A 19,755-nucleotide genomic window follows, 5' to 3' on the forward strand; every position below is an offset into this window, starting at 1 on the left:
GGAAGCAAGTTATTAAACCGACAAAGTACAACAGAAAAGTAATTGATTTATTGAAGTCTGCTAGTCCAGAAGAATTAAAATCAGAAAAACTAGGTGAAAGGCTGCAACAACTAATAACTGTTGGTAATGGAAATGGCAAACAAAGAAATGGTTTCCTCAATCAAGCTGTTCAATATGGTTTAGGTGCAGCAGGAACAGCAATATTAGAAAGAGCTAATATTTCTGATATTAATGTTCAAGAAATCACCACTGAATTGAAAAAAATCGGTAGTCAAGTTCAAGATGTTGATGTTAATAAAATTATTGAGCAAGTCAAACAGGTTGCTAACCAAACAACTGAACAAGCGAGTAAAATAGGTAATCAATTAGGAGGAATATTCTCTACACAACCTGAGAATACAATCAAGGCAGATGTAGAAGATTATATTCTCAATTCTTTCCCTTGGCATTTTAATCGCCTCACAATTCAAGAGGAATTTCGAGAAGTAATTTATGACCCTAATGCTAACCCCAGTCAAGTCCGTCATAATTTAGAAGAAATAAATCAAAATTATTTTCGTAATTTACTCCAACAACGAGGAGATTTTAGCGAAGATAGGAGAAGAGAAATTTCTGAACAATTAGAAAATATTCGTCAAGAAGTTTTACCAATTGTTCAACAGGCAGAAAAACAAGAGAAATCACAACGGCTTCGCAGTCAAATAGAGGATTATTTACGGAATGCTAAAACAGAAGAATTGACTCCAGAAGCGATTGAACGCAATTTTAGAGCTATCCTGGAAGACTCAGACGCTAGTTTTGAAGAGTTACAAGAGCGGTTGAGTAAATTTAATCGGGATACCTTCTTTCCATTACTTCAAGAACGTCATAATCTCAGCGAAGAGGAAGTTAATAATATTATTGGTCAACTCGAAAGCACTCGCGATAATATTATTGATCAAGCTAGAGAATTGCAAGAACAATCTAGAAACCAAGCTAATGAGTTGCGTCAAAGGGTAGAGGATTATTTGCGAAATACTCATAAAGAAGAACTCAATCCTGATGCCATTAAGCGTGATTTCCAAGTGCTTTTAGAAGATCCACAAGCCGGAATAAATATTTTGCGTTTTCGCTTATCGCAATTCGATAGAGATACTTTAGTTCAATTATTAAATCAACGTCAAGATTTAAGTGAAGAAGAAATTAACCAAACTCTAGATTCTTTAGAGAAAGTCCGCAATAATGTTCTTCAAGCACCGCGAAAAGTTACGGAAAAAGCACAAGAGCAATATGAACAAACAACAACAGCTATAGCTGAATATTTGCGAAATACTAACTTGGAAGAACTGAACCCAGAAGGTATTCAGCGAGATTTGCAGAAGTTGTTAGATGACCCCAAAAAAGGTGCTGTTGCATTACGCGATCGCTTGTCCCATTTTGATCGGGAAACATTAGTGAAACTGCTGGCTACACGGAAAGATTTAAGTGAAGAACAAGTTAATCAAATAATTGATTCTGTTCAACAAGCGATCGCTAATATTATTAAAGCACCCCAACGTTTAGCCAAACGCACGACTAAACAAGTGGTAGATTTTGAAGCAAATTTGGAAAATTATCTCCGCAACACCAACAAAGAAGAATTGAATCCTGATGGAATTAAACGCGATTTACAATTGTTACTATCTTCACCTCGCACAGGTTTGGGGACTTTAAATGATCGTCTTTCTAAATTCGACCGTTCTACATTGGTAGCCTTACTTTCCCAACGTGAAGATATTTCGGAAGCAGAAGCAAACAGAATTGTTGACCAAATTGAATCCGTGCGTGACTCCATAGTTCAACAATTTGAACAAATTCAGCAAAGAATGCGATCGCTCGTTGATAGTATTTTTGGGAGAATTCGTGACTATCTCAACTCCTTAAACCGTCCTGAACTCAATTATGAAGGCATCCAACACGATTTTGCTAAAATATTTGACGACCCGCAAGCAGGATTTGAAGCATTGCGCGATCGCTTAAGTCAATTCGACCGTGATACCCTAGTTGCGCTTCTCAGTTCTCGTCGAGATATCTCCCCAGAGCAAGCTAATCACATTATTAATCGGATTGAAAGAGCGCGAGATAGTGTCTTACGTCAAGCGGATCGCATTCAGCAAGAAACCCAAAGAAGACTCCAAGCAATGAGAGAACAAGCCAAACAGCAAGCAATTGATAGTAAAAAAGCCCTTGCGGACGCTGCTTGGTGGCTATTTAACGCCGCTTTTGTCTCCCTCATCGCGTCAGCCATAGGTGGAGTTTTAGCCGTCATTACTCCCACTCTCTTTATTTAGAAACAGATTCAACCATAGTTTTTCAATGTAGAGACGTTCCATGGAGCGTCTCTATCACATTTTTTACATCATCAAGTTGGACTTACCATGATTAATCCCGCTGCTATCTCCATCCCCGAACCCCAAATTCCCACTCCTGAACCGTACCCCCTACCATCTCCTCACCCTCACCCTACACCAGAACCCACCATTCCCTCACCCGCACCAGAACCAGTCCCAGAACCAATTCCCCAAACCGTACCAGGTCCCATTCCCCAAACTGTACCCAGTCCCATTCCTCAAACCGTACCAGGACCCATTCCTCAAACCATTCCTCAACCCGTTTGAATTATCCTTATAATTGAAACCACATTCAAAATCGAAAATGCTAAGAGCCGGAATTGTCGGACTTCCCAACGTCGGAAAATCAACCTTATTTAACGCTGTAGTCGCTAATGCTAAAGCTGAAGCGGCTAATTTCCCATTTTGCACCATTGAACCGAATGTTGGCATTGTTTCCGTACCAGACGACCGGTTAGACGTTCTGGCGAAAATTGCTACATCAGTGCAAACTGTCCCCGCCCGTGTTGAATTTGTAGATATTGCCGGCTTAGTCAAAGGTGCAAGTCAAGGTGAAGGACTAGGTAATCAATTTTTATCTCACATTCGAGAAGTTGATGCGATCGTTCATGTAGTCCGTTGTTTTGAAAATGATGATATCATTCACGTTGCCGGTTCTGTTGACCCAGCGCGGGATATTGAAATCATTAATTTAGAGCTTGGTTTATCCGACTTATTCCAAATTGAAAAACGCATTGATAGAACTCGCAAACTAGCACGCACTAGCAAAGATGCCCAGTTTGAAATTACAGTTTTGGAAAAATTAGCCGCCGCTTTAAATGAAGGTAAATCAGTTCGTCAAATAGAATTGAGTACCGAAGAAGCCGAAATTATTAAAGGTTTAGGATTACTTACTAATAAACCAATCATTTACGCTGCTAATGTTTCTGAAGATGACTTAGCAACAGGTAATAATTTTGTTGAGAAAGTCCGAGAAGTTGCTGCTCAAGAAAATGCCCAAGTTGTCATTGTTTCCGCACAAGTAGAAGCAGAATTAGTAGAATTACCAGAAGCAGATAAAGCTGATTTCTTGGAATCTTTGGGTGTCAAAGAAGGCGGTTTAAAATCTTTAATTCGGGCAACTTATACACTTTTAGGTTTACGTACATATTTCACCTGCGGACCAAAAGAAACCCGCGCTTGGACAATTAACGCCGGAATGTCTGCACCCCAAGCCGCAGGAGTCATTCACTCTGACTTTGAACGGGGATTTATTCGTGCAGAAACAGTTGCTTATAACGATTTAGTAACTTATGGTTCAATGAATGCAACAAAAGAAAAAGGCTTAGTCAGAAGTGAAGGGAAGGAATATATTGTCCAAGAAGGTGATGTAATGTTATTCCGGTTTAATGTATAGGAATAGGTGCGTTATCTACAGCATAACGCACTCTTTGTGAGATACATTCAGCCAATCGCAAACTCTGTAGGGGCGCAGGGCCTGCGCCCTCGATTGTATTGCATCAAGGGCGATAAGCGCTATAGTCATCTAGTTAGGGCTGGTAATCCTGTTCATCCTTAAATACTGTACTTTGGCTATTTTTAACGCCAACCTTGCATTTCTACCAAATCCATACACAAATCATTAATTTGTTCCAAATCTGGACGATGTGGTAAACTAGATTGCTCATAAAAAACATCCATTTGAGCAACCAAATCATTCGCTATTTTCATCAACTCTTCATAACTATAATCACCCCGCAAAATAGCTTTTAAATCATCAAGATCACCAGCTAAGTTTCTATCTACAATCACTTCTCCACGCTGCAAAATTTCTAACCCACTGCGTAACAATCTAATACAGTGCATTCCATGTTTTAAATCATAACCTGATTTTTTTTCCATCTCGGCTCTAGCGGGATTTCTATTTTCCTGCCAAGATATATAAGCCTTCCATTCTCTCAAGGCAATTTGATAACTTTGACTTTTTTGTAAAAGACGAATAAAATCCTTACGTCCGTGAGTTAAATTTTGGGTATATTCTAAAGTTTCATCTGCTAAAGTATATTGTTTCAAAACCCCTTTAAAATCAATATCCGCTGTCAGCAATTTATATAACTGTTCTGCTTCTTCCAAAAACTCAATTTTTCCCCTAATTAAAAGATACAGATATTCCAAAAAAGCATTTAACTCATCTTTGCTTAAAGGGATTTCATCAGTAATATCAAAATCCGAGGGAATGGGTTTTTTAGTCGGTGGATTTAATAACCATTTACGGTGAGTTTCCATTTTCTTGATTTGAGCAAAAGCATAACCAGAATAAGTATGTTTTACCTTTTTACTCAAAAATAAACGGCGATGATTAATTAAATGTTGTCCAACATTGGTTATAAACGGATAATTATTTAACCACAGCAATTCTAAAACATTGGGATTTGCACCCGCCAACAAATGGAGAACCTTTCTTAATTCATAAATAACCGTATCTTCATTACCATCTATAAACGGAAATATCCCTGGTTCATCCCACCCAGAATCTTTTTGTTCAACACTATCAAATCCCAAGTAATAGCGTTTGGGCGCAATAAATACACCACGATAATCATAATCTGATTCAGGACGATTTAAGCCATAACCATGACTACCAGCTAAACCCACAAAAATAGTTCTTTGTTCAACTTCAATTCTTTTCATATTTATTTAATAAAAATTTAGTTAGAGGACAATACAATCTTCTGAACTCTATTGATTTATCGGACTATAAACATCTTAAATTATTTATGAAAAATTCTAAAGTGGGATATAAAAAAAATCTGAGCGACTTATCAGGCTACTCAGATTGGTTAAATTTTCATTCTGTCTGTGTCAGCATTAACTACAAACTCAAGAATTACCTTTTCGGAGATCACTGGAAAATAAAATTATATTTCCTCAAAGGTTGACTGATTAGCACCTAGTCAGGTAATATATTAGATTGTCTGTCTAATTCCTGCTCGGATCAGGTAGACATACTGCAAAAGCTGGCAAAAGCTATCAATAGCGTCTCTACAAGAGATTATAACCAGCTACCTGTACGGCAACCTCAAGGACGATTGAATGACCTACGCAATTATTGAAACTGGCGGTAAACAAATGAAAGTAGAAGCAGGCCGCTTTTACGACATTGAATTACTAAATGCCGAACCAGATGAAAAAGTTACTATCAACGCAGTATTACTTGTAAACCACGAAGGTGCAGTTTCTATTGGACAACCTTTAGTAGAAGGTGCAACCGTCGAAGGGACAATCATGCGACATTTTAGAGGTCGCAAAGTCCTGGTGTATAAGATGAAACCTAAAAAGAAAACCCGCAAAAAACGGGGACATCGCCAGGAAATCACCAGATTTTTGATTAATTCTATCAATCTCAACGGCGAAGTTTTAGCTTACGAAGAAGCACCTACTAGTGCTGAAGGTCCAGTTATTGATGCTGACTTCGTAGAAGAAACTGCGGACGAATCCTCTGAGGAATCATAAATAAGGTTTAAGTTGCTAGTTAGGCAAGAAGCAAGAGATAAGAAGAGTAATGAAAATTTATCTTCCTAATCACCAATTACCAATCACCAGCTTAAACTAGATAACTAGCAACCTGGAATAAATAGAGTAAATAGAAAAGAGGAAATCATGGCTCATAAGAAAGGAACTGGTAGTACGCGTAACGGACGCGACTCTAATGCTCAAAGACTGGGTGTAAAACGTTATGGTGGACAAACTGTACGTGCGGGTAACATTCTTATCCGTCAGCGTGGCACTAAGGTTCATCCTGGTAACAATGTTGGCATTGGTAGTGATGATACCTTGTTTGCGCTAGTTGACGGTGTAGTTACCTTTGAAAGAAAGGGTAAAAGCCGGAAGAAAATTAGCGTTTATCCAGTAGCAGTAGAAGTAGTAGAAGCAGTAGCAAGCTAGTCATTAAGTTACAGCAGGATTCGATGTAAGGGCGAAGCATTCAGAAAATAAAGCTGGGAAAAAACCGATAATTTATCGCCCGAATGCTTCGCCCCTACTCAGTGATCTACAATCTGCTGTATTAACAAATTAATGACCAGTGACTAATTTTAAATCTGCTGATTAAGGAATGCCCCCAATGCTAAACCTAGCAGTGAGCAAAGAAACGTACATCCAAAAGCTAATGCTGGGTTTAAACCAACTGATTGAAAGTCTATTTTCGCTAAGATAGTCGCACACAAAATAAGTAAAGTATCAAGAAATACTCGAAACCAGGCAATCATTAGAAAAAATAGTAAAGCGGCTAAGACAGTCACACCAAAAGTCCTAGCGTTTGACTTAAACAAGATACTAAAACACTGATTGAGTTTTAACCAGGGGTTGGTAACACATATTAACGACAGCAGGATAGTTACCACAGTTATCAGCCAGATATACCAATGGGCTTTTTCTTCAAATATTACCCAGCCCAATGTACTGTAACTCAATAATACAAGTGTGAGGGAAAACCAAGGGATCTTTTTTAAAATTGACATATAGCAGGATTTAGAAGTAATACAGGCTTTAGGGGTTTGATAAATGTAAAAGTTCTGTGCCTCACAAACCGCTATATACTGGTGTTTCCAGTATCAGGTGCATTCATTATTTCACAGTTTTACAGAACCCATAAAGTTTCTAAATGTTTAATTTCATCTTTAATTCCTAATTTTTAGCGAATAAAGATCAACATTTAGTTAAATATGTTCATAAATCTTTGTAAACTATTAGCAGTTGAGTAGCCACGTGGCATATCATTAAGGATTGATCATGAGACAACTTGTTATCGTCGAGCGCGTATGCCTAATTGGCCATATCGTTTCTATGGTATTTGGACTGGTAGGAATATTAATTGTTATTCCCAATGCTGAATTAATTGTCAGCTTATCAGAGGTTGGTCAGAGTGTCATGCAGTGGAGCATGGCGGGTGGCGGTGTGGTATACATGATTTTAGGGGCGCTGGGAGTGTTCCTTTATGCTTACCGAACTTTAGGTTTGGCGCGCGCTTTAGGATTTTTAATACCATCTTTATCAATTTCTCTTACTAGTGAATTATTAGGAACTAGCACAGGTTTTCCCTTTGGTCACTACAGCTATTTGAGTGGACTGGGGTATAAAATTTCTGGTTTAGTACCTTTTACAATTCCCCTGTCATGGTTTTATGTAGGATTAGTTTCTTATGTGTTGGCGCGTGCGGGTTTAGAAGTAGATAAAAAACCCAGCTTGTTCCGTCACTTGGGAGCAATTGTTTTAGGTTCTTTGCTGCTCACTTCTTGGGATTTTGTCCTTGACCCAGCAATGAGTCAAACTTCCCTTCCCTTCTGGTATTGGCAACAACCAGGGGCTTTCTTTGGAATGCCTTACCAAAATTTTGTTGGTTGGATGGGTACTGGGGCTTTATTTATGACCGTAGCAGCTTTGTTATGGAGCAAAAACCCGGTTAAATTAGACCATTATCAACTAAATATACCTTTACTAGTTTATTTAGGTAATTTTGGTTTTGCTACAGTTATGAGTTTGGCTGCTGGGTTTTCTATTCCTGTATTGCTAGGTGTGGCGCTGGGTGTAGCTCCTGCTGTACTAATGTGGTCTAGAGGTTCTAGTGCATTTGCAACTGTGCCTATTGAAGCAGCTACAAAAGAAGTTGCTGTTGCTAATGTGAAAGTAGCTTTCAAATAGGGAAGAGGGAACAGGGAATAGGGAATGGGGAACAGGAAAGAGGGGAAGAAATTATTTCAATTACCTCTTTCCCAATCATATAAAAAGAAAGTTAATGCTTATATAGTAGTTAAAATCATCAGTGCTAGATGGGTGATATCAGAATTAAGCTTTATGTGAATATTGCCTGATTTCTGAACATAATACTATTGGACGTTATACTATATATATTTAGTTTTAACTTAAAATAACATGAGCGATCGCTCAATTCAGATCACCATCCATAAATGCGAACCACGCTATTTACTGTTAATTAATCCCAACTTGAGAGCAATTTTAAATATGGACAATCCCGATGAAATTAAATGGTACGTTACAGTATCCTAGTGAGTCAGAATTTAGGAAAAAACAAATATGTCAACCCATAACTTATCAACTACAATCGAACTTAGTGTCCAGATTCCTGATATTTCTGAATCGAGCCGCAAAGAAGCAGAATATAAAGCCAAAGAAGCCTATATTATAACTTTACTTAGATACGGAGAGATTAGTAGTGGACTAGCCGCCAGATTGTTAGGAATTTCTCGTCTAGAAGTTATAGATTTAATGGCAGTTTATGGAATATCTGTTTTTTTCACCCCAAACCAAGGAAGAATTAGAACAAGAAGTTGCTGAAACCCTAGCTATGTTGGAGAAATAACAAAAGTGATTGTTGTTTCTAACACCACCCCCTTTAGTGAATTGGCAAAAGTAGGACGAATGAACTTATTAGGGGATATTTTTGGAAAAGTCATCATTCCCCAAGAGGTTTACAATGAAATCACAACAGGAACTCATCCAGCCGTCAATGCAGTAAAATCAGCAGACTGGATTACAGTTTTATCAATTCGCAATTCTCAGCAAGTCTCTATTTTGCAATCAGAAACCAATCTAGATTTAGGTGAATGTGCCGCGATTATTTTAGCTGAAGAATTGGGTGCAGATCGAGTTTTGATTGATGAATGGGCGGCGCGAAAAGTAGCAAAATCCAGACATTTACCTGTAACTGGTACTGTTGGTATTTTGTTAATTGCCAAACACCAGGGATTGATTGAAAGTGTCAAACCAGTGCTAGATGAATTGATTGCTCAAGGTAAACGTATTAGTCAACAGCTTTATCAAGAAGTTTTGGATATAGCCAAGGAATAACTATATCAATAAATTCCACAGGTTGAAATCCAAAAGTCAGCAGAGGCGGATTTCGCTCTGGTAGCGATAGCTATTGGGAAATTTAAAATGATTCAATATTGAAATTGCGATAATTATGCTGGTGGTAAAATGAGTCGCTGGATAACTAATTCTGGATTTTCTAAGAATGGATTAATTTGGTTAAAATCAAATAGTCCATTGGCAATATCCCTCTTCTGTCACTCTCCGAAAAATCTTACAATTTCTAAACTCTGTAACTTTTGCCTGGAATGCGATCGCTCTGTTCTTTCGTAATAGGAATTATACAAGATGAGCAAAGCACAAAATTTTGATGGTAAATACCTCAATCAGTTGATATTGCGTCGCTTGAAAACCTTTTATTAATAGGAAAACTCGGAAAGTGACAGAAGAGGGATATTACATCCCGGAATTAATAAAGGATTCAATTTCTTGCTTCAAGGCAGATACCTGAGTAATTAAATTTTTCCATTTAATGTCATCCCCCTCGTTAATACTTTTTTTCACACTGCTTTCCCACGCTGTACACCATACTGTCTGGTTCTTTTCTGTTTCCTGTATTAATTGGTTATAAATTTCTCTAAGACGTTCTGAAAGGGTTTGACAATATTCATCAACAACTTGTCCTATTACTTTATCCAGTTTTCGTTCTAAAGTCTGTCTTTGGTTATCTCTTGCACTACCGATAATTAAATTACTAACTAACTCAATAATTTTCCCTACAACGCCTCCAAACATCATTGCAACACCAGTAGCTAGTCCAGCCAGGATAGGAGAATGATCAGTATCTATTTTAAAGTTATTCAAGTTAGGAAAATTAATATCTTTCGCAGCTATTTGTTTTGCAAATTTTTGATTAACTTCATCTTGTAACCACTTAAAATTATCGGAAATAACAATTAAGGTATCATTCTCTAGCTCTTTTTTTAAAGATAAAAGTCGATGTTTAAGAATCTTAGGCATAACTGACTCTGACCAATTTTTTATGTCTTTTGAATTATGTAATTTTATGGATAATTCTCTCTTTAACTCTTCTTGAAAACTGATAATTTTTTGATTCCATTTCTGCTCATGCTGTTTACGCCTTTGCTCGAAATTGTGCAAAATATTTTCCCAAGCAAGCTGAGAATTTTTCATGTATTGGTCTGCTTGGCCTAAAACTTCTCTCCTATCTATTGCATCACCACGCTCAATTGAGATTACTGATTGACCAATTTCAATTAAAAGATTGAGATAATCTATCAGTTGGTTTAATACTTTTCTTTTGCGCCCAATTCGACGTTCTCCTTTGTTCACCATTGATTCAATCTGAGTTCGCACTTGTTTAAGTACGTCATTTTCCGAAGCACTAGACCCCAGTGGATGTAGAGGAAGAATGGGAATTGCTGTAGAGATTTCCATCACTCTGTTACTGATAACCTCAAGTACACTTCCTTTCTCCTGTTGAGGAATTTTATCTAGGTTTGAAACAGCAACAAAGACATTAGGAATATGACGACCTAAAACTTCTTGTTCCAAAAAAACTGCTTCTGTCATGCTAAAAGGTGATGTTGCACTAATAAGAATGATGGCAGCATCACACTTACTCAGCACATCATACAGTAATGCAGCACGATGACTACTTAAATCTCCTGCTCCTGGTGTATCAATTAATTCGACATCAATAGCTTGTAGCCAGGAATGATTAACAGTTAAACAAACTTCAGTTATTACATTTTGGTTGTCACTAACCTGATGATTAGCTAAGAGATCACTCCATGAGGATTGTTTGATTGTCCTGATTTCCCATCCGTTTTGAGAGGAACGAACTTTTAAACTTTCTTGTGTTCCTGCAACAATTGAAATCAAGCAACCTGTAGTAGGTATAGCTCCAACAGGAAGAAGATTTCGACCTAGTATACGGTTGATTAAGGTACTTTTACCACGACTAAACTCACCAACAAACCCTAAGCGAAAGCCTGGTAAATTCCAGCGTTCTTTTAGTTCTTTTAGTTCGGTGATAACATCAGTACAGGAAACAGATTGAGCCAAACTTATAGCTTTATGGATGAAATTATTAATAAGTTGATTTTCATTCTTTCTTAAATCAATTATTATAGTTGATTTATCTGAATAAAAGCATTTTTCCAGATATTTAATATAGCTGTCTATAGAGTGATTATCTAATATTTTTTCTGGTTTTAAATAATTTGCCAAATTTCCCTTAAATATCTCGCTTTTAAGTCTATTCCATCCCGTCAAATCTTCAATCTTTTTTTGACCTTTTACTAGATAATTTAGAATGCCAGTATGTTGATATTCAATGGGTATTGGAGTATCATTGAGAACTAGGCTAGTTATGCCACGACTAATTGGCAAGTGTGGTACTATATCATTGCCATATTCAACACGATAATGAGTTGGTTTGTATGACTGCACAAATACTTGATCACCAACACGAGGTGATCCATAGGTATAGACGGCTTCAACCTCAATAAATGGAGAAAATCTAGTAGCCGCTAAAATAGCTAATGCCCCACCAAGGCTGTGTCCAGTTAGTAATAATTTCTGGTTTTTATTTAGTTTTCTTTCAATTATATTTTTTATATCGATATAATGTTTGTCAATTATATTAGCAAAACCAGAATGAATCATTCCTTGACTATTAAAATCTTCTATCTGTGCAAACTGAAAATTTGTAGCCCAATCTCCCGGAGCTTCTGAACCTCGGAATGCTATGACTATATATTCATTATTTTCATATTGAAAATATCCTACAAAGCCTGATAGATCCCCGTGACTATAAAAAAATGGTTCAACTTCAAATGTTTTAGTTAATTGAAATATATTTTTTTTAACTGCTTCAGGTATAGGAGTGTTTAACCCATAAGTATATTTAGAAGCATAAGCAAGACAGAGAGCTATTTCTTTATTAAAAGGTTGGATAGGCATAAAATTATCCTAAGTATTAGTTTTGATGTAAGGATTCAGGTCTAAACTTTTAACACGTTGGTTGATGAATTTGAGTAGTAATAACAGATGGAGTCTATTAACAGTATACTACTCAAATTGGGGTGCAACTTTTAATGAGATTCTGGTAGGGCCAACTCTATGATTAGACTACTTAATTCATGATCAATATCATTTAAGTCTTTGAGAAGAGATTGTAATTCATTAATTTTTTCATCAACGTTATCTTGCCCTTTTTGCTTTTCCCTAAGGATTGAATTGACTTGCTCCCGAACATTTTCAATCTCTTGTCCAAGCCCCTTATCTATCAACTTCAGATTCTCACTTAGCTTTTGTATTACAGTCTCAGCTATATCTTTACCCTGTTTTTCAGATGTGTCCCGAATTTTATTTGCATATCTCTTCCCTATTTCCTCTTGAATTTTTTTATTTGTAGACCTCATGGTAAAAAATCCGTGAACCGCTCCGCTAGTTGCCATAAGTGGAAATATTGCCCAAGGATTTGTACTTAGAAGAACTATTGCCGCCACACTCAACAATAATTGGGGAATAATAGCCTTTGCCATCTCTTGATAACCAAAAACAGCACCCATACCGGCTAATCCAAGATTTCCTAAGACTCCCCCTATTAACAATCCTCCTGCGGCTGCTAAAATACGCTCAATGGCACTGACTTTTGTTGTCTTGATATCATGTACTAATAAAATCTCTTTACCTGCAATTTCAAGTCTTAGAGTATCTACTTGGTCCAAAAATTGTTTTGTACTATTACCCAACTCTTCGAGAAAGCGTTCTAAATAATTACTGATTAATGGTTCTAGTACTTTGCTTTGCCAGACTTGTAACTCACTCTCCATTTGGTTAGAAAAATGGTCACTCACCTCCTTAATTAATCTTTCAATCTGAGGTTTACTACCTTCCCATGAAAGAAAGTTAACTACCGTTTTTGGCTTAAGAGTGTTGTTCCACTCATCAACCTTATCAGACATACTTTTATAGAACTTATCTCCCTCATGACTAATATTCTGCTGTAGCTGCTGAAGAAAGTTAGAGATACGCAGCACTATGAGTTCTCTTTCCGTTTGAAGACGGTTTAGAGGTTCCTGAGCAGCTTGATATCGCGCTTCCAGAGTTTTCAAATTAGTTCTGAACATAGACTCTCGTTCAGGTATAACATTCCTTGCAGCCTGAATTACTCTTTTAAGTTCTTGAGAAGGTCGGAGAATTTTAATTCGCCCTTTGTCAGAAGCTAGAAAATTTTCTAGTTCACGTTCTACCTCTACTATCCCAGAGTTGGCAACTCGCGGCTCATCTTTTTCAATTCGTCCTTCCAAAGCATCTAACGCGCTAATAAAAAATATACGTTTTTCCCACGGTTTTGTTTTATCCTTAAGTTTAGATATTCCATAACTCTTAATATTTTCTTTTTCCCTATCTTTAATCATGTTAAAGCGGTTGCAAATAAAGAACATCTCATTATGTCCTGCTGGGCGCAGTATATTATCAATTACTTCCATTTCAGACTTGGAAACCAGTGCTTCACAGGAAAAAACAAATAACACTGCATCAACAGTAGATAAATAGTCTATTGTAATTTTTTGGCGTATATCATGCTCGTTTAGACCAGGAGAATCAATAATTTCCACCCCATTACGACAGAGTTCCAAAGGCCAGAACAATTCAACCTTATCGTAATGGTTGCCATGAATCTCACTCACGTCCTCTGTAATCACGACATAATCTTCAATCTTATTCACATCAATTTCTTGAGTTTTTGGCTTAAGGGTATTTTCATTTCCATTTTTTGTAAGATGCAATAAAGCCCGTTTAGATTCACCCCATTTCACTTCATTAATAATTGCAGTACAAGGTCTAGCGTATGCTGGTAAAACTTCATCTTCCAGCAGAGCATTGATAAAAGTGCTTTTACCCCGCTTAAACTCCCCCAAAACTAATACTTTGAAACTATCTGAAAGAACAAGACTCTCTAGTTCCTTAAGTGATTTTTCAAAGTTGCTCATATTTAATGAAGATATTACATTCGACAGACGTTTAATTAAAATCAAAAGTGTAGCTTGCTTCTTTTTAAATGCTTCATACTGTTGGTAATTGTTAGCCTGAACCATATGAACCTCCGTATACGTTATTTATGTTTTTGATGGACAAGTGCTGACGCTAATTTATTGGGCTATCGCTCGCAAAATGTCTTCTTTCAAGGCAGAAGCTTGAGAGATAATAGACAACCAATGAGCCTCATCTAACTCACTTGTATTTACTCTTAGGGCAGCTTCGTAGGAAGCTTGCCAAGCAGTCTGTTCTTTTGTAATTTCCTCAATTAACTGGTTGTATAGCTGTTTAAAACGATCTGCTAGACGTTTATAATATTCATCAATAGTCTTGTCTACACTGCGTTCTAGCTCTTGCGTTATTAACTGTCTTTGCTCCTCCAACTTTACTTTTACCATTCGATCACCTATAACCCATGCTGTTGAACTCACGGCTACTCCAACCGGTCCAACAAAAATATAGCTAAAGATACTGGCAGCACTGCTTCCAAGTAGCGTTAGAAGCCGATATTTTTGGATATCATTAACCGCAACCTGTCGTAAATCTGGATCTATTTCCAGTGCTTCCAAAGAAGAAATTTCTTTCCCAGTTATGTTGGTAGAGAATAGATGAGATACCTCTGCTTGAAGCCATTCAAAATCTATAGCCAGAGCTTTTAATACATCGTTTTCTAATTTTCGGCTCAGGCTGAAAAGCTCACATCTTAGAAGAGAAGGTAAATCAAATTCCCACCAAGTTTTGGGGTCTTGCGCTTTTTTAAGTTCCAAAGAAATAGTTTCTAATAACTCTGCTTTTACTTGAAATACTTTTTGATGTAACATTTGGGTCTTATCCAAGCGTCTTTGATCCAAATTGAGGCGAATTTTTTCCCAGTTGAGTCGGGCATTTTGGATTTCTCCATTTGCTTTATTCAAAGCTTTTTCTCGCTCAGATGCGTCCATCTGAACTGTAGAGATTGCTAATTCACCAACTTCTATCAGATGTGAAAGATAATTTGTTAATTGACCTGCTATTTTGTGGCTACGCCATATTCTGCGATCATCCTTTGCTAGCATTGACTCAATCTGAGATTTTACTGTTTCAAACGCTTCAGAATCTGAGATTTTATCACTGATTGAATGGAGGGGTAAAACAGAGATTGCTGTTGCTGTTGAAATTTTTCCTATTCGGTGGCAAATTCCCTCTAAAATATCAGATCGTTCCTCAAGAGAAATGGTGTCAAATTTGGAAACAGCAACCAGAATATTGGGAATATGACGACCCATTATCTGTTGTTGTAAAAAGGTCACTTCTGTTTTGCTAAAAGGAATTGTTGCGCTGACAAGTAGAACAACTGCATCACACTGACTTAGTAGGTGGAGTGTAAAAGCAGCACGGCGCTCATTTAGGTCTTCTACTCCAGGTGTGTCAATTAACTCAGCATCAAGTACTTTTAACCAGGTATGATCCAAAGTTAAATATACTTGGGCTATCACATCTTGCTCATTACCATTTTGGTCAATAGCTGTCAGGTCTCTCCAAGATTGTTCTTCCATTGGACGAGACTCCCATTCTTTTTTGGGATAACGAACTTTCATAGAGTCTTCTGCCCCTGCTACAATCGAGATCAAGGTAGCTGTAGTTGGAAGACCGCCAATCGGTAGAATATCTTGATTTAACAAGCGGTTTATCAAAGAACTTTTACCACGACTGAATTCACCAACAAAAGCTATACGACAACCGGGTAATTCCCACCGTAAGTCTAATGCTTCCAACTCAGACGTAATGTATTCACAATTAGAAGATTTTGATAAGACCAAACTTTTATCAAGCCAAGAACGAATTTGCTCAGTTAAGTCATGGATATTTTCGGAAGATGAAGGTAATTGGAAATTCTGTTGGGTTGCATTTGAGGGTTCTATAGGCTTAGAGATATTATTATAACCAAACCATTCATCAATAGAATTTGAAAAAGTATTATCAATCATAAAAATATATCCTCAATCTGGATAGTGATCTGTTTTGTTATTTTATAGTTTAATTAAGTCCTTAATGGCGATGGCACGCACATAAAGCTAAATTTAACTAGGACTAGATTTTCAAGTAGGCCGATCTCATCCTGAACGCAAAATCAGTATATAGGGGATGCTGAATAAATGTAAAACCTAGATCAATCAAGGGATACAGGCAGATAAAATATGAATAAAGTGCAAGGAAAAAAGGATGAGGGCATCAAAAACCGACCACTTTTCCAGACTTGATACTACTGCTAACTTCTTCTAAATTCTCCTGAACTCCTGATAGCACAGCGATACTTCTGAACTCCTAGCCCTCACAGATAAATTTTTCAGCAAACCCTATTTACTGCATTCAGTTTCTTTTCTGATTCATACATAGAGTGCGTGAATGTTACACTAGTAGATTGATTAGGCTGTCATTAACAAATAAACTCTATATAATCCCTTTCAAGCAATGGAAGTTTGCCAACTTAAGCAACGGAACTTAAGAACCCTGACAAACGATCGCTCACACCCCTCTACCACAAACCTTTCAAGCGTTGAGACTGTAAGCAAATTAGACCGCAGAATTATTTCAAATTGTTAAAACTTCCCTTTTTTGCAAAATGCTGTATTAATAAACACATCAAGCAATCGCTATACTCTGTTCAATCTCTTAGTTGTATCCTTATACTCTTGTCAGATTAATCCCGTTTTTCCGGAAATTAGTCATTTTTCCAGCGGTTAGAGCTAATCCTCTTGCCCTATTTTGTCTTGCTTAAAAAAATTTATATTTTATACTCATGGATCTACCAAAAAAACGTAAACGTGGGTCAATCCTCACCCATCAAGGTTTAGATAAACTTAAAAACGCAATACAAACAAAGGAATATGCTGAAAATGACGGCAAGCGATTTACCCTAGACAATCTCTATGAACAGACTCGCTTAGACTCTCATACCTTATCCAAAATTTTTCAATGCAACGTAAGAGTTGATAAAAAGTCTCTAGTTCAATGTTTCAAAGCATTCAATCTGGTACTAGAGTCTGATGATTATCAATCACCTCTTCCCGTCTCATTAGTCAAACCAGAAAGACACTCAACACAATTTCCTATCCAACCTCTACAGCTTCTAATTCATCCCTATGGGGATTATGGTTTAGCCCCCCATGTCTCCGTTTTCTATGGACGCACCGCAGAATTAGCAACGTTGAAGCAGTGGATTCAGGTCAATCGCTGTCAATTAATCATGGTCTTAGGAATGGGTGGTATGGGCAAAACCAGTCTCATAGCCAAGTTAATGGCAGATTTTATCAAAAGCACAGGCTCGTCATCATCAGAATTTAAGTATGTCATCTGGCGATCGCTTCGTCATGCACCAACTGTAGAAGAAACCTTAACTGAGCTAATTCACATCCTCTCACACCAGCAAGCCGTTGATTTACCAAAATCTCCAGATCAATTAATATCAAAGTTAATGCAGTATCTCCATCAAACTCGTTGCTTACTGGTTTTGGATAATCTAGAATCTATTCTGCAATCGGGAGAACAAGGGGGATCTTATCGAGAAGGGTTTGAAGGCTATGGACAACTAATTCGCAGAATCGGGGAGTCTACCCACAAAAGTTGTTTAATTATCACCAGTCGAGAACCACCGATCGCATTTATTTTACTAGAGAAAAAAGCCAATTCGGTAAAATCATTTATCCTGAAAGGGCTGCTTCCTGAAGACGGACTCAAGATTTTACAGTCAGAAGGGATTAACGAAACTCAAGCAGAATGGCAAACTTTACATCATCACTATGCCGGAAATCCGCTGATACTGAAAATTGTTGCTGCCACTATTCATTTTCTATTTTCTGGCAAAATTGATATTTTTTTAGCCCACGGTGTCACCATCTTTGGCGGTATTTACAATTTGTTAGATCAACAATTTCAACGCTTATCAAATTTAGATAAAACCGTGATCTATTCCTTAGCGATTCACCGCAAACCCATATTTATGCCAGAATTACTAAACGCCATCATGCCTCCTGTTACTTCACAAAAGCTGTTGGGAAGTATAGATAGTCTACAATGGCGATCGCTGATTGAATGCAACTATAACGGATTCACCGTGAAAAATGATCTGATGGAATATGTCACCAGTTCTGAATCCTTGTAGAAACGTTCAATGAAATGTCTCTACATTCTTTGTCGGAAATATTTAATAATTTAAGTTAATTTACATAAATTGCGAGAAGATTTAAACTAGCTAGTTTATACAAAAAAGTCAGGGTTAAAATTGTTAAATATTATTCCGCTCCTATTGCTACTGATCCAAGTACCTGCAACGGCGATTTTGCTTTCCCGGTTGCTCAAAGGTCCAAGACGTTATCCAGCCCTGCAACCACAACAACCCACACCGGAACTTTTGGGAAGTGTGAGTGTGGTTGTACCGACATTAAATGAGGCATTGCGGATTAGTCCACTGTTGGCTGGTTTGAGTCGCCAAAGTTACGAAGTTCGGGAAATTATTGTTGTGGATAGTAAATCACAAGATGGTACTCCCGACTTGGTGAAAACCGCAGCAGTAACAGACCCCCGCTTTCGGGTGATGACAGATGACCCCTTACCTTCTGGCTGGGTTGGTCGTCCTTGGGCGTTGCATAATGGCTTTTTATTCACTTCTGAGGGGAGTGAGTGGTTTTTGGGAATGGATGCGGATATTCAACCCCATCCGGGTTTGGTGGCGAGTTTGGTGAAAACTGCGATCGCCCAAGGTTATGATTTAGTATCTTTATCACCACAGTTTATTCTCAAGTATCCGGGAGAATGCTGGTTACAACCGGCTTTGTTAATGACGTTACTGTATAGATTTGATCCTACGGGTATTTATACTGAACAAGCAGAACGGGTGATGGCCAATGGCCAGTGCTTTTTGTGCCGTCGGTCTGTATTACAAGCTGTGAATGGTTATAGTAGCGCCAAGGGTTCTTTTTGTGATGATGTGACTTTGGCGCGAAATATTGCCTCTGCGGGCTTTAAGGTGGGCTTTTTGGATGGGGCTAATGTGCTAAAGGTGAGGATGTATGAAGGGGCGCTGGAAACCTGGAAGGAATGGGGACGCAGCCTCGATTTAAAAGATGCAACTTCCCGCGCTCAGGTGTGGGGGGATTTATGGTTATTGTCTTCCGTTCAGGGTTTACCCCTATTGATTTTACTTGGTTATTTGTTGCTTCCCTCGGTCGTTCTAGCACTACCGGCGCTACTGTTATTGGGATTGAATATATTTTTGGTGGTGATTCGCTTTGCTTTATTACTCGCGATCGCTCCATCCTATGATCGCAAAGATGCCACAGGTGGCTGGCTATTCTGGCTTTCTCCCTTAGCAGATCCTTTAGCCGTGCTACGCATCTTTTTATCTGCACTCCGCACTCCCAAAGAATGGCGTGGACGGAAATATTAAGAGGGAGAAGGTGACAGGTGACAGGTGACAGGTGACAGGGAAGAAGGAAGAAGGAAGAAGGAAGAAGGAAGAAGGAAGAAG

The 19,755-nt window shown here is 37.9% G+C and carries 15 protein-coding genes; 10 read left to right on the top strand and 5 right to left on the bottom strand.

Features of this window, described 5'->3' with window-relative positions:
* The 3 genes from FJR38_RS02115 to ychF form a co-directional block, all read left to right on the top strand.
* Nucleotides 1–2,309: MFS transporter (locus tag FJR38_RS02115; RefSeq protein ID WP_254449316.1), on the top strand; the 2,309-nt coding region annotated here is incomplete at its 5' end.
* Nucleotides 2,310–2,396: 87 nt separating this feature from the next.
* Complete coding sequence (locus FJR38_RS02120) at nucleotides 2,397–2,636, top strand: hypothetical protein (protein ID WP_168535124.1); 240 nt, start codon at nucleotides 2,397–2,399, stop codon at nucleotides 2,634–2,636.
* Nucleotides 2,637–2,673: 37 nt separating this feature from the next.
* On the top strand, nucleotides 2,674–3,765 hold the full coding sequence (ychF, locus tag FJR38_RS02125) for a redox-regulated ATPase YchF (RefSeq protein ID WP_168535126.1): 1,092 nt from the start codon (nucleotides 2,674–2,676) through the stop codon (nucleotides 3,763–3,765).
* Nucleotides 3,766–3,947: 182 nt separating this feature from the next.
* On the opposite strand, the gene FJR38_RS02130 is transcribed toward ychF, so the two are convergent.
* On the bottom strand, nucleotides 3,948–5,039 hold the full coding sequence (locus FJR38_RS02130; protein WP_168535128.1) for a DNA polymerase beta superfamily protein: 1,092 nt from the start codon (nucleotides 5,037–5,039) through the stop codon (nucleotides 3,948–3,950).
* 402 nt (nucleotides 5,040–5,441) lie between these two features.
* Between FJR38_RS02130 and rplU the strand changes: the two genes are divergently transcribed.
* The gene (gene rplU, locus FJR38_RS02135; protein ID WP_168535130.1) at nucleotides 5,442–5,861 is read left to right on the top strand and encodes a 50S ribosomal protein L21; all 420 of its coding nucleotides are present in this window, start codon (nucleotides 5,442–5,444) and stop codon (nucleotides 5,859–5,861) included.
* A 147-nt stretch (nucleotides 5,862–6,008) separates the two neighbouring features.
* Complete coding sequence (rpmA, locus tag FJR38_RS02140; protein WP_168535132.1) at nucleotides 6,009–6,293, top strand: 50S ribosomal protein L27; 285 nt, start codon at nucleotides 6,009–6,011, stop codon at nucleotides 6,291–6,293.
* Nucleotides 6,294–6,442: 149 nt separating this feature from the next.
* On the opposite strand, the gene FJR38_RS02145 is transcribed toward rpmA, so the two are convergent.
* A complete protein-coding gene (locus FJR38_RS02145; protein WP_168535134.1) occupies nucleotides 6,443–6,868 on the bottom strand; it encodes a hypothetical protein in 426 nt (141 codons plus the stop codon).
* Between the two features lie 271 nt (nucleotides 6,869–7,139).
* Here FJR38_RS02145 and cruF point away from each other — a divergent pair, with 271 nt between their 5' ends.
* From cruF to FJR38_RS02160, 3 genes are all read left to right on the top strand, one after another.
* Nucleotides 7,140–8,048, top strand: a complete 909-nt coding sequence (gene cruF / locus FJR38_RS02150; RefSeq protein ID WP_168535136.1) for a gamma-carotene 1'-hydroxylase CruF — start codon at nucleotides 7,140–7,142, stop codon at nucleotides 8,046–8,048.
* A gap of 393 nt (nucleotides 8,049–8,441) precedes the next feature.
* Complete coding sequence (locus FJR38_RS02155; protein ID WP_254449317.1) at nucleotides 8,442–8,702, top strand: UPF0175 family protein; 261 nt, start codon at nucleotides 8,442–8,444, stop codon at nucleotides 8,700–8,702.
* A gap of 30 nt (nucleotides 8,703–8,732) precedes the next feature.
* Complete coding sequence (locus tag FJR38_RS02160) at nucleotides 8,733–9,215, top strand: DUF3368 domain-containing protein (RefSeq protein ID WP_168535138.1); 483 nt, start codon at nucleotides 8,733–8,735, stop codon at nucleotides 9,213–9,215.
* Nucleotides 9,216–9,632: 417 nt separating this feature from the next.
* On the opposite strand, the gene FJR38_RS02165 is transcribed toward FJR38_RS02160, so the two are convergent.
* From FJR38_RS02165 to FJR38_RS02175, 3 genes are all read right to left on the bottom strand, one after another.
* Nucleotides 9,633–12,164 (bottom strand): dynamin family protein, encoded by a 2,532-nt coding sequence (locus tag FJR38_RS02165; RefSeq protein ID WP_168535140.1) that lies wholly within the window; start codon nucleotides 12,162–12,164, stop codon nucleotides 9,633–9,635.
* A gap of 131 nt (nucleotides 12,165–12,295) precedes the next feature.
* Nucleotides 12,296–14,308, bottom strand: a complete 2,013-nt coding sequence (locus tag FJR38_RS02170; RefSeq protein WP_168535142.1) for a dynamin family protein — start codon at nucleotides 14,306–14,308, stop codon at nucleotides 12,296–12,298.
* A 54-nt stretch (nucleotides 14,309–14,362) separates the two neighbouring features.
* Nucleotides 14,363–16,216, bottom strand: a complete 1,854-nt coding sequence (locus FJR38_RS02175; RefSeq protein WP_168535144.1) for a dynamin family protein — start codon at nucleotides 16,214–16,216, stop codon at nucleotides 14,363–14,365.
* A gap of 812 nt (nucleotides 16,217–17,028) precedes the next feature.
* Between FJR38_RS02175 and FJR38_RS02180 the strand changes: the two genes are divergently transcribed.
* Nucleotides 17,029–18,390, top strand: coding sequence for an NB-ARC domain-containing protein (locus tag FJR38_RS02180; protein WP_168535146.1), 1,362 nt, complete (start codon nucleotides 17,029–17,031; stop codon nucleotides 18,388–18,390).
* Nucleotides 18,391–18,510: 120 nt separating this feature from the next.
* Entirely contained in the window at nucleotides 18,511–19,674 is a 1,164-nt protein-coding gene (gene cruG, locus FJR38_RS02185) for a 2'-O-glycosyltransferase CruG (RefSeq protein ID WP_168535148.1), read from the top strand.
* Nucleotides 19,675–19,755 lie beyond the last annotated feature (81 nt).

The sequence above is a fragment of the Anabaena sp. UHCC 0253 genome, assembly GCF_009712085.1.
In the GTDB taxonomy this organism is placed as follows: Bacteria; Cyanobacteriota; Cyanobacteriia; order Cyanobacteriales; family Nostocaceae; genus Dolichospermum.

Bases quoted from the DNA above. Each gene is read 5' to 3' on its own strand.
- FJR38_RS02130 (WP_168535128.1), bottom strand. From the start codon at position 5,039: ATGAAAAGAATTGAAGTTGAACAAAGAACTATTTTTGTGGGTTTAGCT.
- FJR38_RS02120 (WP_168535124.1), top strand. From the start codon at position 2,397: ATGATTAATCCCGCTGCTATCTCCATCCCCGAACCCCAAATTCCCACT.
- rpmA (WP_168535132.1), top strand. From the start codon at position 6,009: ATGGCTCATAAGAAAGGAACTGGTAGTACGCGTAACGGACGCGACTCT.
- FJR38_RS02145 (WP_168535134.1), bottom strand. From the start codon at position 6,868: ATGTCAATTTTAAAAAAGATCCCTTGGTTTTCCCTCACACTTGTATTA.
- ychF (WP_168535126.1), top strand. From the start codon at position 2,674: ATGCTAAGAGCCGGAATTGTCGGACTTCCCAACGTCGGAAAATCAACC.
- FJR38_RS02180 (WP_168535146.1), top strand. From the start codon at position 17,029: ATGGATCTACCAAAAAAACGTAAACGTGGGTCAATCCTCACCCATCAA.
- FJR38_RS02165 (WP_168535140.1), bottom strand. From the start codon at position 12,164: ATGCCTATCCAACCTTTTAATAAAGAAATAGCTCTCTGTCTTGCTTAT.
- FJR38_RS02170 (WP_168535142.1), bottom strand. From the start codon at position 14,308: ATGGTTCAGGCTAACAATTACCAACAGTATGAAGCATTTAAAAAGAAG.
- rplU (WP_168535130.1), top strand. From the start codon at position 5,442: ATGACCTACGCAATTATTGAAACTGGCGGTAAACAAATGAAAGTAGAA.
- FJR38_RS02155 (WP_254449317.1), top strand. From the start codon at position 8,442: ATGTCAACCCATAACTTATCAACTACAATCGAACTTAGTGTCCAGATT.
- cruF (WP_168535136.1), top strand. From the start codon at position 7,140: ATGAGACAACTTGTTATCGTCGAGCGCGTATGCCTAATTGGCCATATC.
- FJR38_RS02175 (WP_168535144.1), bottom strand. From the start codon at position 16,216: ATGATTGATAATACTTTTTCAAATTCTATTGATGAATGGTTTGGTTAT.